Source organism: Streptomyces albidochromogenes, assembly GCF_005981925.1.
Taxonomy (GTDB): Bacteria; Actinomycetota; Actinomycetes; order Streptomycetales; family Streptomycetaceae; genus Streptomyces; species Streptomyces albidochromogenes.
Genome location: NZ_VBVX01000173.1, coordinates 1 through 14,081, shown reverse-complemented (window position 1 = coordinate 14,081; position 14,081 = coordinate 1). Strand labels below are relative to the sequence as shown.

Annotated in this window: 13 protein-coding genes; 7 read left to right on the top strand and 6 right to left on the bottom strand. The window is 71.8% G+C overall.

Annotated elements, in window-relative coordinates; translation table 11 throughout:
- Positions 1–207: 207 nt before the first annotated feature.
- Both E2E34_RS21425 and E2E34_RS21420 read left to right on the top strand, forming a co-directional pair.
- Positions 208–894 carry a GntR family transcriptional regulator gene (locus tag E2E34_RS21425; protein ID WP_138903545.1) on the top strand — a complete coding sequence of 229 codons (687 nt, stop codon included), beginning with the start codon at positions 208–210 and terminating at the stop codon, positions 892–894.
- The gene (locus E2E34_RS21420) at positions 891–2,201 is read left to right on the top strand and encodes an MFS transporter (RefSeq protein ID WP_138903544.1); all 1,311 of its coding nucleotides are present in this window, start codon (positions 891–893) and stop codon (positions 2,199–2,201) included. Before E2E34_RS21425 ends, E2E34_RS21420 begins: the two co-directional genes overlap by 4 nt.
- Before the next feature lie 37 nt (positions 2,202–2,238).
- Here E2E34_RS21420 and E2E34_RS21415 read toward each other — a convergent pair whose 3' ends face one another.
- Positions 2,239–3,063 (bottom strand): maleylpyruvate isomerase family mycothiol-dependent enzyme, encoded by an 825-nt coding sequence (locus tag E2E34_RS21415; RefSeq protein ID WP_138903543.1) that lies wholly within the window; start codon positions 3,061–3,063, stop codon positions 2,239–2,241.
- A gap of 209 nt (positions 3,064–3,272) precedes the next feature.
- On the opposite strand from E2E34_RS21415, the gene E2E34_RS21410 reads away from it, so the two are divergent.
- Both E2E34_RS21410 and E2E34_RS21405 read left to right on the top strand, forming a co-directional pair.
- A complete protein-coding gene (locus tag E2E34_RS21410) occupies positions 3,273–4,058 on the top strand; it encodes a carbon-nitrogen family hydrolase (RefSeq protein ID WP_138903542.1) in 786 nt (261 codons plus the stop codon).
- A 73-nt stretch (positions 4,059–4,131) separates the two neighbouring features.
- Positions 4,132–5,907, top strand: coding sequence for an NHL domain-containing thioredoxin family protein (locus E2E34_RS21405; RefSeq protein ID WP_244315950.1), 1,776 nt, complete (start codon positions 4,132–4,134; stop codon positions 5,905–5,907).
- 52 nt (positions 5,908–5,959) lie between these two features.
- Here E2E34_RS21405 and E2E34_RS21400 read toward each other — a convergent pair whose 3' ends face one another.
- From E2E34_RS21400 to E2E34_RS21385, 4 genes are all read right to left on the bottom strand, one after another.
- On the bottom strand, positions 5,960–6,190 hold the full coding sequence (locus E2E34_RS21400) for a DUF6458 family protein (protein ID WP_138903540.1): 231 nt from the start codon (positions 6,188–6,190) through the stop codon (positions 5,960–5,962).
- A gap of 105 nt (positions 6,191–6,295) precedes the next feature.
- Complete coding sequence (locus E2E34_RS21395) at positions 6,296–7,591, bottom strand: M18 family aminopeptidase (protein ID WP_138903539.1); 1,296 nt, start codon at positions 7,589–7,591, stop codon at positions 6,296–6,298.
- 45 nt (positions 7,592–7,636) lie between these two features.
- Entirely contained in the window at positions 7,637–8,350 is a 714-nt protein-coding gene (locus E2E34_RS21390; protein WP_138903538.1) for a hypothetical protein, read from the bottom strand.
- Between the two features lie 92 nt (positions 8,351–8,442).
- Positions 8,443–10,269 (bottom strand): acyl-CoA dehydrogenase, encoded by a 1,827-nt coding sequence (locus E2E34_RS21385; protein WP_138903537.1) that lies wholly within the window; start codon positions 10,267–10,269, stop codon positions 8,443–8,445.
- Positions 10,270–10,403: 134 nt separating this feature from the next.
- Here E2E34_RS21385 and E2E34_RS21380 point away from each other — a divergent pair, with 134 nt between their 5' ends.
- From E2E34_RS21380 to E2E34_RS21370, 3 genes are all read left to right on the top strand, one after another.
- On the top strand, positions 10,404–10,865 hold the full coding sequence (locus E2E34_RS21380) for an SseB family protein (RefSeq protein ID WP_138896468.1): 462 nt from the start codon (positions 10,404–10,406) through the stop codon (positions 10,863–10,865).
- A 112-nt stretch (positions 10,866–10,977) separates the two neighbouring features.
- On the top strand, positions 10,978–11,940 hold the full coding sequence (locus tag E2E34_RS21375) for a pirin family protein (RefSeq protein WP_138903536.1): 963 nt from the start codon (positions 10,978–10,980) through the stop codon (positions 11,938–11,940).
- A gap of 91 nt (positions 11,941–12,031) precedes the next feature.
- A complete protein-coding gene (locus E2E34_RS21370; RefSeq protein ID WP_138903535.1) occupies positions 12,032–13,078 on the top strand; it encodes an AI-2E family transporter in 1,047 nt (348 codons plus the stop codon).
- A 42-nt stretch (positions 13,079–13,120) separates the two neighbouring features.
- On the opposite strand, the gene E2E34_RS21365 is transcribed toward E2E34_RS21370, so the two are convergent.
- On the bottom strand, positions 13,121–13,954 hold the full coding sequence (locus E2E34_RS21365) for an MBL fold metallo-hydrolase (protein ID WP_138903534.1): 834 nt from the start codon (positions 13,952–13,954) through the stop codon (positions 13,121–13,123).
- Between the last annotated feature and the right edge of the window lie 127 nt (positions 13,955–14,081).

Here is a 14,081-nt window from a genome sequence, read left to right as displayed (position 1 = left end):
GACGGGGGGACGCCGGTGGATCGGACGTCCGGGCTGCCGTCCCCCGGCGAGACGCCGGCCGCTGCGGCCGGCGCGAAGGGGTGAGGGGCCGAAGGCTCTGAGCGCGCGGCGGCGGCCCGTCACCGGCCGGGCACCGCCGGGCCCCCGCCCGTTCCGCGATGCGGACGCTGCCTACTGACGTACCCCTGTTGTATCTAAGCTGTGCGCATGCCTGCCGCACCCCCGGTTCCCCGGCCCAGCACCGTCAAGCAGCCCCCCGCCGCCGAGCGCGTCTACACCCACGTCAAGAAGGGCGTGCTCGACCGGCACTACGAGGGCGGCACCCTGCTCACCGAAGGCGACCTCGCCGACGCCGTCGGCGTGTCCAGGACACCGGTGCGCGAGGCGCTGCTGCGGCTGGAGGTCGAGGGCCTCATCAAGCTGTACCCGAAGAAGGGCGCCCTCGTCCTCGCCGTCTCCGCCCAGGAGATCGCCGACGTCGTCGAGACCCGGCTGCTGGTCGAGGAGTTCGCGGTACGCCGCGCCGTACCCGCCTCCGCCGCCCTCGTCGCCCGGCTCGAACAGCTGCTGGAGGAGCAGAAGCAGCGCGCCCTCGACGGCGACCTCGCCGAAGTCGCCGTCGCCGACCGCTGCTTCCACGTCGAGATCGTCCGCAATGCCGGGAACCAGATCCTCTCCCGCCTCTACGACCAGCTGCGCGACCGTCAGCTGCGCATGGGCGTCACCATCATGGAGGCGCACCCCGACCGCATCGCCAAGAACATCACCGAGCACGCCGAGATGCTCGAAGCCATCCGGTCGGGCGACGTCGAGGGTGCCGCCCGCTGCGTACGCCGCCACGTCGGCCGCGTCAAGGTGCTGGCCCGGGGCGAGGAGCGGGGCGAGGACCGGTGAGGGACTCCGCCGCTCCCGCCGCCTCCCTGCCCGGCGACCCACCCGGCGGCCGGCGCGCCGCCACCGTCTGGGGCATCGGCGTCGCCGTCTACTTCGTCGCCGTCATCTTCCGCACGAGCCTGGGCGTCGCGGGCCTCGACGCCGCCGACCGTTTCGACGTCAACGCCTCCGCGCTGTCGACGTTCTCCATACTCCAGCTCCTCGTGTACGCGGGCATGCAGATACCCGTCGGCCTCCTCGTCGACCGCCTCGGCACCAAGAAGGTCCTGACCCTCGGCGTCGTGCTCTTCACCCTCGGGCAGGCCGCCTTCGCCCTCTCCCCCTCGTACGGCACGGCCCTCGCCGCCCGCGCCCTGCTCGGCTGCGGCGACGCCATGACGTTCATCGCCGTACTGCGCCTGGGCGCCCGCTGGTTCCCCGTCCGGCGCGGACCGCTGATCGCGCAGCTCGCGGGCCTGTGCGGGATGGCGGGCAACCTCGTCTCGACGCTCGTCATCTCGCGTCTGCTGCACGGGGTCGGCTGGACCGCCACCTTCGCGGGCAGCTCGCTCGCCGGGGTGCTCGTGCTCGTACTGCTGCTGCTGTTCCTGAAGGACCACCCCGAGGGGTACGAACCGGCCCCCGCCGAGCACGCGGGCGCGGCGTACGTCCGGGGGCAGATCGCCGCCGCGTGGCGCGAGCCGGGGACGCGGCTGGGCCTGTGGGTGCACTTCACGACGCAGTTCCCGGCGATGGTGTTCCTGCTGCTGTGGGGCATGCCGTTCCTCGTCGAGGCGCAGGGGCTCCCGCGCGGCACGGCGGGCGGGCTGCTGACGCTCGTCGTGCTGTCCAACATGGCCCTCGGCCTGGTGTTCGGGCAGATCATCGCCCGCCACGGCGCCGCCCGCGCGCCGCTCGCGCTCGGTACCGTCGCGGCCACCGCCCTGCTGTGGGCGGCGGCCATCGCGCACCCGGGCGACCACGCGCCCATGTGGCTGCTCGTCACCCTGTGCCTGGTGCTCGGCGCCTGCGGCCCGGCCTCCATGATCGGCTTCGACTTCGCCCGCCCGGCCAACCCGCCCGAGCGCCAGGGCACGGCCTCGGGCATCGTCAACATGGGCGGCTTCGTCGCCTCGATGACGACGCTGCTCGCGGTCGGCGTGCTGCTCGACGCGACCGGCGACAACTACCGGATCGCGTTCTCCTCGGTCTTCGTGCTGGAGACACTCGGCGTCGTACAGATCCTGCGCCTGCGCAAGCGGACCGCCCGCCGGGAGCGCGACCACCTGGTCGCCAGCCGCGTCGAGGCGGTGCACGTCCCGGCCTGAGGGGACGTCGGCGGTACGGCGTGACGGGACGCCGGCGTTACGGCGTGACCGCGAAGTTCCGCAGGATCGCGTCGGCCAGCGCCTGGTCGCCGTCGACCTTGACCTGGTCCGCGACCGCCTCGTGGCGGACCCGGCCGCAGGCCAGCCGCACGTACGTCTCCCAGTCCAGACCGATCGTCGCGAGCGGGCCAAGCGACGGCGTGCCGTCGACCGTCCCCCGGCCGTCCGCGTCCACACGGACCGTGCGCATGAACTCGACCGGGCCGTGCACGTCGAAGACGACCGCCGAGTTGGCGGGCGCGCCCGCCCCCTTCGCGACGACCTTCGGCAGGCCCTGGACGAGGACGTCACGGGCGACGATCGCGCCGGGCGAGTCGAGGTTGCCGGGACGCCCGAACGTCGTCCGCAGGTCCTGCTCGTGCACCCAGGTGTCGAAGGCCCGCATCCGCAGCGCCAGTTCCAGGGTCTGCTCGGCGCCGAGCGGGGCGCGGACCATGGTGTCGGGGGAGCGGGTCTCGTTGCGGAGCTGACGCTGGCGGCGGATGATCGTGTACTCGAGCTCCGAGGTCATCTCCGGCGCGGTGTGGTGCCGTCGCACGTCGACCTGCATCTCCATGTACCGGGCGAACTCCGAGGTGACGTGGTACAGATCGCGCGGCAGCGAGTGGATCGGGCGCGGATCGCCGAGCATCTCGCACTCCATGCCGATGATGTGGGAGACGATGTCGCGCACCGACCAGCCCGGGCACGGCGTACGGCGGTTCCACTCCCCCTCGACGAGCGGTGTCACCAGCTCGGATATCGCTTCGATGGAGTGGGTCCAGGCTTCGGCGTATGTCTGGAGGCTGGGATGGACGGTCACGGGACCCCTCGTGCGGTTCAGTGGCGGTGGCGCGGGCTGGCTGGTCTGACGGGACGGACTGGCTGGCGGGCGGGCTGGACTGACGGTGCGTGCCGGACTGCGTGGGAGGCTCGCACGCTAAGTTACGCTGCCCCGTGGCACCCTGGCAGTGCTTTGGTGTGACGATCGTAGGCCCGTGTTGACGGCTCGAATGCCAGGACGGTGGTAGTGTGCGCGCCTCCCTCATCCAGATCGCAGTAGACCCGGACGAACCGGCCAATGCCCGGCGGCAGCGCGTCGCCTCCCTCGTCCGCGAGCAGCGCGAGCGGCACGGCGCCGACCTCGTGGTCCTGCCCGAGCTGTGGCCCACCGGCGCCTTCGCCTACGAGTCCTTCGTCGACGAGGCGGAGCCGCTGGAGGGGCCGACGTACGAGGCGATGGCCGAGGCGGCGGCCGCCGCGGGCGTGTGGCTGCACGCCGGGTCGATCGTCGAGCGCGACCCGGAGGGGCCGCTCTACAACACCTCCCTCGTCCTCTCCCCCGCCGGCGAGCTCGTGCGCGCGTACCGGAAGATCCACCGCTTCGGCTTCGACCAGGGCGAGGCCGTGATGATGGGTGCGGGCGAGGAGCTGGTCACGGTGACGGCGGCGGGTCTCACCTTCGGCCTGGGCACCTGTTACGACCTGCGCTTCCCCGAACTCTTCCGCGGCCTCGTCGACGCCGGCGCCCAGGCGTTCGTCGTCCCGGCCGGCTGGCCCGCCATGCGCCGCGAGCACTGGACGCTGCTGGCCCGCGCCCGCGCGGTCGAGAACCAGGCGTACGTCCTGGCCTGCGGCACGGCCGGCACCCACGCGGGGGTGGAGCAGGCGGGGCACAGCGTCGTCGTCGACCCCTGGGGCGAGGTGCTGGCGGAGGCGGGCTCGGCCGAGGAGGTCCTGGTGGTGGACCTCGACCCGGCGAAGGTCACGACCACGCGCGACCGGTTCCCGGCCCTGAAGGACCGCCGCCTGCGGTAGCGCGCCCGGGCGGGTCGCACACCGCACACGGCCGGACGGAATGCCTGCCCCGTGCATGCGGTTGGATGGAGGTATGTCTTCACGTGCGCGCGTTCGGGCCCCCGAGCTCATCGGCAAGGGCGGCTGGCTCAATACAGGCGGCAAGGAACTGAGCCTCGCGGACCTCAGGGGCCGAGTCGTTGTTCTCGATTTTTGGACCTTTTGCTGTGTCAACTGCCTCCATGTCCTGGATGAGCTGCGGGAGCTGGAGGAGAAGCACCGGGACACGGTGGTGATCATCGGGGTCCACTCGCCGAAGTTCGTGCACGAGGCCGAGCATCAGGCCGTCGTGGACGCCGTCGAGCGGTACGGGGTGCGTCACCCGGTGCTCGACGACCCCGAGCTCGCGACCTGGAAGCAGTACGCCGTCCGCGCCTGGCCGACGCTCGTGGTCATCGACCCCGAGGGGTACGTCGTCGCCCAGCACGCCGGTGAGGGGCACGCGCACGCCATCGAGAAGCTCGTCGAGGAGCTGGAGGCCGCCCACGCGGCGAAGGGGACGCTGCGGCGCGGGGACGGGCCGTACGTCGCGCCCGAGCCGGTGGCGAGCGATCTGCGCTTCCCCGGGAAGGCGCTGCTGCTGCCCGGGAGCGGGAACTTCCTCGTCTCGGACACCACCCGGCACCAGCTCGTCGAGCTGGAGGCGGACGGCGAGACCGTCGTACGGCGGATCGGCGGCGCCGGGGAGTTCAAGGAGCCCCAGGGGCTCGCGCTGCTGCCGGACGGGCGGGTCGTGATCGCCGACACCGTCCATCACCAGCTGCGCACGTACGACCCGGCCACGGGCGCGGTCGAGGTCGTCGCCGGTACCGGCAGGCAGTGGTGGCAGGGCTCGCCCACCTCCGGGCCCGCGCGGGACGTCGACCTGTCGTCGCCGTGGGACGTGGCGTGGTGGCGGGGCAAAGTGTGGATCGCCATGGCCGGTGTGCACCAGCTGTGGACGTACGACCCCGAGGAGGGGACCGTGCGGGTGGCGGCCGGGACGACCAACGAGGGGCTGGTGGACGGGCCCGCCGCCGAGGCGTGGTTCGCGCAGCCGTCGGGGCTGGCGGCGGACGGCGAGCGGCTGTGGGTGGCGGACTCGGAGACGAGCGCGCTGCGGTACGTCGACAGCGACCTGGTCGTGCACACCGCCGTCGGGACCGGGCTGTTCGACTTCGGGCACCGGGACGGCGCGGCGGGGCAGGCACTGCTCCAGCACCCGCTCGGGGTGACGGCGCTGCCCGACGGGTCGGTCGCGGTCAGCGACACGTACAACCACGCGTTGCGGCGCTACGACCCGGCGAGCGGGGAGGTGACGACGCTCGCGACGGACCTGCGGGAGCCCAGCGACGCGGTGCTCGTGGGGGACGACATCGTCGTGGTGGAGTCGGCCCGGCACCGGCTGACCCGGCTGCGGCTGCCCGAGGAGGCGGTGCGCGTCGAGGCCGTCGCGCACCGGACGCGGCGCGCGGCGACCGAAGTGGCTCCGGGCAGCCTGCGGTTGGACGTCGTCTTCGAGGCGCCGCGCGGTCAGAAGCTGGACACGCGATACGGGCCCTCGACGCGGCTGCTCGTGTCGGCGACCCCGCCCGAGCTGCTGAGCGCCGGTGCGGGCGCCGGGACGGACCTGGGCCGCGACCTGGAGCTGAACCCGGAGGTCACCGAGGGCGTGCTCCACGTGTCCGCGATGGCCGCCTCGTGCGACGACGACCCGGCGAACGAGTACCCGGCGTGCCACGTCCACCAGCAGGACTGGGGCGTCCCCGTCCGCGTGACGGCGGACGGAACGCCCCGGCTGCCGCTCGTGCTCGCCGGCATGGACGACTGACCGGCGACGACGGTCCCGGGGGCCCGGCGCGCGCGGACGGCGCCGCCGGGCGTCAGGGGTTGTGGTGGTGGTGCTGGTCGTCGGCGACGACCGTGGTGGTGGTGGGGGGCACGACCATGCGGCGGCGCCTGGCGACGCTGGCATAGACCGCGACCCCGATGATTCCGACGAGCATCATGATGACCCCGACGAGGGTCAGGTTGACGCTCTCCATCTCCCAGTCGGTGGCGAAGGCGAGTATCGCTCCGCCCGCGATGAGGAGAATGAATCCTCCCAGTCCCATGAGTTCCGCCTCCCTGTCGGCCCGGCAGTTCCGGGCCGGTGTACGTCCTTCGCGTACCCGGCCCTTCAACGGACAAGCCTGTGAGCGGCGTTCGGGATTTCGGGGTCAGCCCTCCAGGAACGCGGTCATGGCGTTGGCCAGCAGGTACGGGTCGTCCGCGCCGCACAGCTCGCGCGCGCTGTGCATCGACAGGATGGCGACGCCGATGTCGACGGTCCGGATGCCGTGCCGGGCGGCGGTGATGGGGCCGATCGTCGTGCCGCACGGCATCGAGTTGTTCGACACGAAGACCTGCCACGGCACGCCCGCCTTCTCGCAGGCCGCCGCGAAGACGGCCTGGCCGCTGCCGTCGGTCGCGTACCGCATGTTGACGTTGACCTTGAGGATCGGTCCGCCGTTGGCGCGGGGCTGGTGCGTCGGGTCGTGGCGTTCGGCGTAGTTGGGGTGGACGGCGTGCCCGGTGTCGGAGGACAGGCAGATCGTGCCGGCGAAGGCGCGTGACCGGTCGTCGAAGCTGCCGCCGCGGGCGAAGACCGAGCGTTCCAGGACGTTGCCGAGGAGGGGTCCGTCGGCGCCGGTGTCGGACTGCGAGCCGTTCTCCTCGTGGTCGAAGGCGGCGAGCACGGGGATGTACGGCAGGGCTTCCTCGGCGGTGCTGACGGCGGCCAGTGCCGCGACGCCCGCGTGCACGGAGATCAGGTTGTCCATGCGCGGCCCGGCCACCAGCTCGCGGTCCCGGCCGAGGTAGGCGGGCGGGTCGATGCTGTGGGCCATCAGGTCCCAGCCGGTGACCTGCCCGTGGGTGAGGCCCTCCTCCTCTTCGAGGAAGCGGATGAGGTCACCTTCGTGGACGTCGCCCTGGCCCCAGATGGGCTGCATGTGGCGCTGCTTGTCGAGCTTGAGCCCGTCGGTGTTGACCGACCGGTCCAGGTGCACGGCGAGCTGCGGCACCCGCAGGAGCGCCCGGTCGATGTTGACGAGGCGGTGGGTGCCGTCGCGCAGGGTCAGCCGGCCGGCGATGCCGAGGTCGCGGTCGAGCCAGGTGTTGAGGAGCGTCCCGCCGTAGATCTCGACGGCGATCTGGCGCCAGCCCTGTGCGCCCATGTCGGGGATCGGCTTCACGTGCAGGTGGGGGGAGTCGGTGTGGCCGCCGACGATGCGGAACGGGGTGCTCGCCTGCGCGCCCTCGGGTACGTACCAGGCGACGATCGCCCCGCCGCGCAGCACGTACTTGCCTCCGGAGGTCGCGTCCCAGGCGTCGGTCTCCGCGACCTGCCGGAACCCGGCCTTGTCCAGGCGCTCGGCGGCGTTCGCCACCGCGTGGTACGGCGACGGACTGGCCGCCAGGAAGGACATCAGGTCGTCTGTGTGGCCGCGGTCGAAGCGGAGGGGTGCGCGCATGGGGTTCACCATAACGAGGGTTAACCTCCGGCCCCAGCGCCTTCCCTAGAGGCCCGGGGGCCGCTCGAACCGCCGTTGTATCGTGCGGCGCTCGCCGCGGCGCACCTGGGGCAGCATCTGCGGGGCGCCCGGCCGCCGCTGGCGCTGCCGGCGCCGGCCCACGCAGAACAGGCAGCCCTCGCCGGGCGGCGCGGTCGGGTCGATGGGTGAGCCGGGGTGCTCGGAGCAGCCCGACGCGTTGCGCGGCCGGGACAGCTCGCGGGCCACGATGAAGGCGCGGTGCAGGGTGTCCGCGATCTCCACGAACTCCTCGCCGGGGGAGGAGACGGTGACGGCGAAGGCACGGTCGTTGACCTGCTGGACGTACCCCTTGAGCACGTCCAGGGTGTACGGCGGGTCCGGCACGGGGTAGCCGAGGCGGCGCTGCTCGGCCGGGGCGGGGACGCTGCGCTCGCCGCGGCGGCGGCGGTCGTTGCACAGCAGGCAGCGGCCCCAGCCGGCGGGGGCCTCGGGGTCGATGGCGCCGTTGGGGTGCACCTCGCAGCCGGTGTGGCTCTTGACGGGGGCGAGGTCGGCGGCCGTCTTGAAGGCGACGTAGAGGGTGTCGGCGATCGGCTCGTACTCCAGCGGGTGGGAGCCGTCGTACAGGTCGCCGATGAGGTCGCCCACCGAGCCGAGCTTTCCGCGCAGCTCGGCGAGCGCGTACGGCCGGCCGGCCGGGACGGAATAACCACCCCTGCGGGGTTCCATGGAACTCATGCCCACCAGAGTCGCACGGGTCACTGACAACGGGCCGGGTCCGTCCCCGGAGGGAGGGTCCCGGCCCGTGGCCAGAGGGTTTCCGCGGTGGACTAGAAGGCCGCCTCGTCCAGCTCCATCAGGGACTGGTCGACGGACTCGGCCAGGGCGCGCTCGACGCCGACGCCCGGCAGGACGTTCGCGGCGAAGAACTTCGCGGCCGCGATCTTGCCCGTGTAGAACGGGACGTCCTTCGGGGAGGCGGTCGGCAGCTTCTCGGCGGCCACGGCCGCGCCGCGCAGCAGCAGGTAGCCGACGACGACGTCGCCGGAGGCCATCAGCAGGCGGGTGGTGTTCAGGCCGACCTTGTAGATGGACTTGACGTCCTGCTCGGTGCCCGCGAGGTCGGTGAGCATGGTGCCGACGATGGCCTCCAGGTCCACGGCGGCCTTGGCGAGGTGGTCGCGGGCCGTGGCGAGGTCGTCGCCGCCGGTGCCGACCGCGAGGAACTTCTTGATGTCCTCGGCGAGCGAGTTCAGCGCGGCGCCCTGGTTGCGGACGATCTTCCGGAAGAAGTAGTCCTGGCCCTGGATGGCGGTCGTGCCCTCGTAGAGGGTGTCGATCTTCGCGTCGCGGATGTACTGCTCGATCGGGTACTCCTGGAGGTACCCGGAGCCGCCGAACGTCTGGAGCGACTGGGCGAGCTGCTCGTACGACTTCTCGGAGCCGTAGCCCTTGACGATCGGCAGGAGCAGGTCGTTCATGGCGACGAGCGCCTTGGTGTCCTCGCCCGCGGCCTCCTTGGCCGCGATCTCGTCCTGGACGGACGCGGTGTGCAGGACCAGGGCGCGCATGCCCTCGGCGTACGCCTTCTGCGTCATGAGCGAGCGGCGCACGTCGGGGTGGTGCGTGATGGTGACCTTGGGCGCGGTCTTGTCCATGAAGTTCGCCAGATCGGGACCCTGGACGCGCTCCTTGGCGTACTCCAGGGCGTTCAGGTAGCCCGACGACAGGGTGGCGATGGCCTTCGTGCCGACCATCATCCGGGCGAACTCGATGATCATGAACATCTGGCGGATGCCGTCGTGCTTGTCACCGATGAGCCAGCCCTTGGCGGGGTGCTGGTCGCCGAAGGTCATCTCGCAGGTGTTGGACGCCTTGAGGCCCATCTTGTGCTCGACGTTCGTGGCGTAGACGCCGTTGCGCTCGCCCAGCTCGCCGGTCTCCCAGTCGAACTCGTACTTCGGGACGAGGAAGAGCGACAGGCCCTTGGTGCCGGGTCCCGCGCCCTCGGGGCGGGCCAGCACGTAGTGGAGGATGTTCTCCGACATGTCGTGCTCACCGGACGTGATGAAGCGCTTCACGCCCTCGATGTGCCAGGAGCCGTCCTCCTGCTGGACCGCCTTCGTGCGGCCCGCGCCGACGTCCGAGCCGGCGTCCGGCTCGGTGAGGACCATCGTCGAGCCCCACTGCTTGTCGACGGCGATCTGCGCGATCTTCTTCTGGACCTCGTTGCCCTCCTCGAACAGCACGCCGGCGAAGGCGGGGCCGGAGGAGTACATCCAGACGGCGGGGTTGGCGCCGAGCAGCAGCTCCGCGTACGCCCAGATCAGGGAGCGGGGCGAGGTGGTGCCGCCGATCTCCTCGGGGAGGCCAAGGCGCCAGTACTCGCTGTCCATGAAGGCCTGGTAGCTCTTCTTGAAGGACGCGGGTACGGGGGCGGTGTTGGTGGCCGGGTCGAAGACCGGCGGGTTGCGGTCGGCGTCCTCGAAGGAGGCGGCGAGGTCGTTCTCCGCGAGGCGGGCGATCTCGTCGAGGATGCTCTTGGCGGTCTCGACGTCCATCTCCGCGAACGGGCCGGTGCCGTACAGCTTGTCGCGGCCGAGGACCTCGAAGAGGTTGAACTCGATGTCGCGGAGGTTCGACTTGTAGTGACCCATGGCAACGGCTCCGTTAAGGATCGGGAGGCAGGTTCCTCGTACATCTACTACTAGCAAGTAGCTACGATGATGCTACCCGTCGGTAATAAGGCGCAACCCCTTACGGGGATGTGTGACTGAGTACGCTTGCGCGCATGTACGGCTACGACCAGAACCAGGGTGGACAGCAGCAGTACGCGCCGCCGCAGCCCCCGCCCCAGGGCGGCTACGCGGAGCAGCCGCTCTACCCGGAGCCGTCGCCGCCCTCGCTCGCCGACGCGGTGCGCGCCTTCACCACCGGATCGCTGTCCGCGGAGGACTTCCAGCAGATCTTCGCCACGTCGAAGGTCTACTGCCCGCGCGGCGACAACCCGGGGTTCCTCGCGCTGCACAACACCCAGCAGCCGGTGATCCCGATGTTCACCTCGCTGAAGGAGCTGCGGAAGTACGCGGGCAAGGAGTCCAAGTACTTCGTGATCACGGGGGCGGAGGTGATCGACCTGCTGCCGACCGGATACGGCTTCGTCCTCGACATGGAGGGCGAGCACCGGATGGTGTTCGACGCGAAGGCGGTGGAGCAGATGGTCGACTTCGCGATGCGCCGGATGTACGGATAGACGCTCACGCTCCACACGCACGCGCCCGGGGGGAATTCCTCCCGGGCGTCTCTCGTTACGGGTGGCAGAAAGTTCTACGTTCAACTAAAGTGGACGTACAAGGAGGCCCGCCATGCCCGCAGTGACCGTTGAGAACCCGTTGACCCTGCCGAAGGTGGCCGCACCGGCCGACGCCGCGGCGCGTCCCGTGCTGGCCGTCACGACCGCTCCGAGCGGTTTCGAGGGTGAGGGCTTCCCGGTGCGCCGGGCCTTCGCCGGCATCAACTACACGTACCTCGACCCGTTCATCATGATGGACCAGATGGGCGAGGTGGAGTACGCCCCCGGGGAGCCCAAGGGCACCCCCTGGCACCCCCACCGCGGCTTCGAGACGGTCACGTACCTGCTCGACGGCACCTTCGTCCACCAGGACAGCAACGGCGGCGGCGGCACCATCCAGAACGGCGACACCCAGTGGATGACGGCGGGCTCCGGCCTCCTCCACATCGAGGCGCCGCCGGAGTCGCTGGTCACCTCCGGCGGGCTCTTCCACGGGCTCCAGCTGTGGGTCAACCTGCCGGCCTCCGACAAGATGATGGCCCCCCGCTACCAGGACATCCGCGGCGGCCAGGTGCAGCTCCTGACCTCGCCCGACGGCGGCGCGCTGCTGCGCGTCATCGCCGGTGAGCTCGACGGGCACGACGGCCCCGGCATCACCCACACCCCGATCGCGATGATCCACGCGACGCTGCGGCCGGGTGCGCAGGTCACGCTGCCCTGGCGCGAGGACTTCAACGGCCTGGCGTACGTCCTGGCCGGCCGCGGCGCGGTCGGTACGGACCGGCGCCCCGTCCGCAAGGGCCAGACGGCGGTCTTCGGCGCCGGCGGCTCGCTGACCGTCCGCGCGGACGAGCAGCAGGACTCCAACAGCCCCGACCTGGAGATCGTCCTCCTCGGCGGCCGGCCCATCCGGGAGCCGATGGCTCACTACGGGCCGTTCGTGATGAACACGCAGGAGGAACTGAAGCGCGCCTTCGAGGACTTCCAGCGCGGCCGCCTCGGGACCATCCCGGCCGTTCACGGCATGGGCGAGTAAAGAACCCCTCGGACCCGCCCGGTTGACGGACCGTCACCCGGGCGGGTCCCTCCGGCGGGCCGGTCCGCGCCGCCCGTGGTGCGCTGGGGCGGTGCAGCCGACTCAGCCGCTCCTCCCCGAGTCCGCCCGCCGGGTCGCCGCCTGGTGCGTCGTCGCCCTGCTCGTCACCGGGGTGGGCGCGGTCGGGGTCTGGCTGTGCGTCACCTTCGCGACCGCCGTGACGCCCGTCCTGCTCGCCATCCTCGGCACGGCTCTGCTCGGGCCCCTGCACCGGCGGCTCGTCGCGATGCGGCTGAACCGGTCCCTCGCCGCCGGGCTGACCTGCGTCGCGGTCGTCGCCGTCGTGGGCGGCGCGACATACATCGTCGTCAGCGCGCTCGTCGAGACCGGCGACCAGATCCTCGCCTCGCTCCGGCTGGCGGCCGAGGACCTGGCCGAGCACCTCGGGGCGGCCGGCACGTCGCTGGACGACATGGCCCAGAACGCCAGGGAGCTGCTCGGCAAGTTCGGCGGTACGGCCGCCTCCGGGCTGATCACCGGGCTCAGCGTGGTCGGCGAGATGACGGCGGTGGCCGTTCTGGCGCTGCTGCTGATCTTCTTCTTCCTCCGGGACTCGGACAAGGCCGCCGGCGCCCTCAGGTCCCTCGCGCCGGGTGCCACGGGCGACACCGCCGAGGCGGTGGGCCGCCGCGCCTTCGAGGCCGTCGAGGGCTTCATGCGCGGCACGACGTTCATCGCGCTGATCGACGCCCTCCTCATCACCGTCGGGCTGCTGGTCCTGCGGGTGCCCGGCGCGGTCGGGCTCGGCGCGCTCGTCTTCGTCGGCGCCTACATCCCGTACCTCGGCGCGTTCATCTCCGGCACGGTCGCGATCCTGGTCGCGCTCGCCGACCGGGGGGCCGTGATCGCGCTGTGGACGCTCGGGATCGTATTCGCCGTGCAGATGCTGGAGGGGCACGTCCTCATGCCCATGATCCAGAGCCGGACCGTCCAGATGCATCCGGCCGTCGTGATGATCGCGATCACCGCCGGGGCGTCCGTCGCGGGCGTCCTCGGCATGCTCCTCGCGGTGCCGCTGACGGCGGCCGCCTTCGGGGTGATCGGGGAGATGCGGCGGGGCGAGTACGAGCGGCACTGACCGGGGGCCGGGCGTGGCGCGGGGCGGCTGCGTGCGGGCCGCTCACATGGCCTGGGGAGGTACGCCGCCGCCCGGGGCCGGTTCGAAGGTGGCGAGCATCTGCTCCAGCGCGAGCTGGTCCGGGCCGACGAAGGGATCGGAGCCGGGGGCCTCGGTGATCGTGTCGAGCATCCGGGGCGCGAGACCGACGGCCGGCGGCAGGTGCGTGCACAGCACCGTCTCGGCCTCCATGGCACGCAGCGGCTGCACGGTGGCGAGGTACTTGTCCGTGTCCACGGTGTGGACCCACGGGCTGTCCACCGTGGCCCACAGGAGCTGGGCCGCGCGCAGGTCCTGCGGGGCGAGCTCGGCCGCAGTACCGTCGACGGCCGCCTCCGGGCTGGGCATGGCCCCGCCGAAGCAGTCGGAGCTGAAGCACGTGCGCGTCCGGTCGTCGTAGAAGCCGACGGTGGCCGGGTTGTCGAACAGCGGTGGCCGGAAGGCCCGGAGCGTACGGCCGCCGCCCACGTCCAGCGTCTGTCCCGGGTTGACCAGGCACACGCGGTCCAGCGGCAGGGGGCGCTCGGTCGACATGATGCCGGCGCCGAGGAACGTCGTGACGACCCGCGCCTTCGGGGCGGCGACCAGCAGGTCGAACAGGCCGCCGGTGTGGTCGCGGTCGGGGTGGGTCAGCCAGATCCAGCGGACGTCCGCCGGGTCCATGACGGAGCCGAGCGTGTTCAGGAAGTCGCGGTCCGGGAGGCTGAGGCCGGTGTCGACCACGACCGGCTCGTCGGCCATCAGGACGAAGGCGTTGACCGGGAGGAAGCCGATGCCCGGCACCTCCAGGCAGTCCGCCAGTACGGTGGTGTCGCTTCCGATCTTCCGAGTGGTCATGGCGGCTCTCCGTGGTCCCCCCGGCGGCATGAGCGGGTGGGGCGAGTGGCGCCCGCGGGTGGTCTGACGGGGCGTCCGCCTCCTGTGACCATTTTGCGCCCGCGGGGCGGTTGGGGCGCTCCGGGAG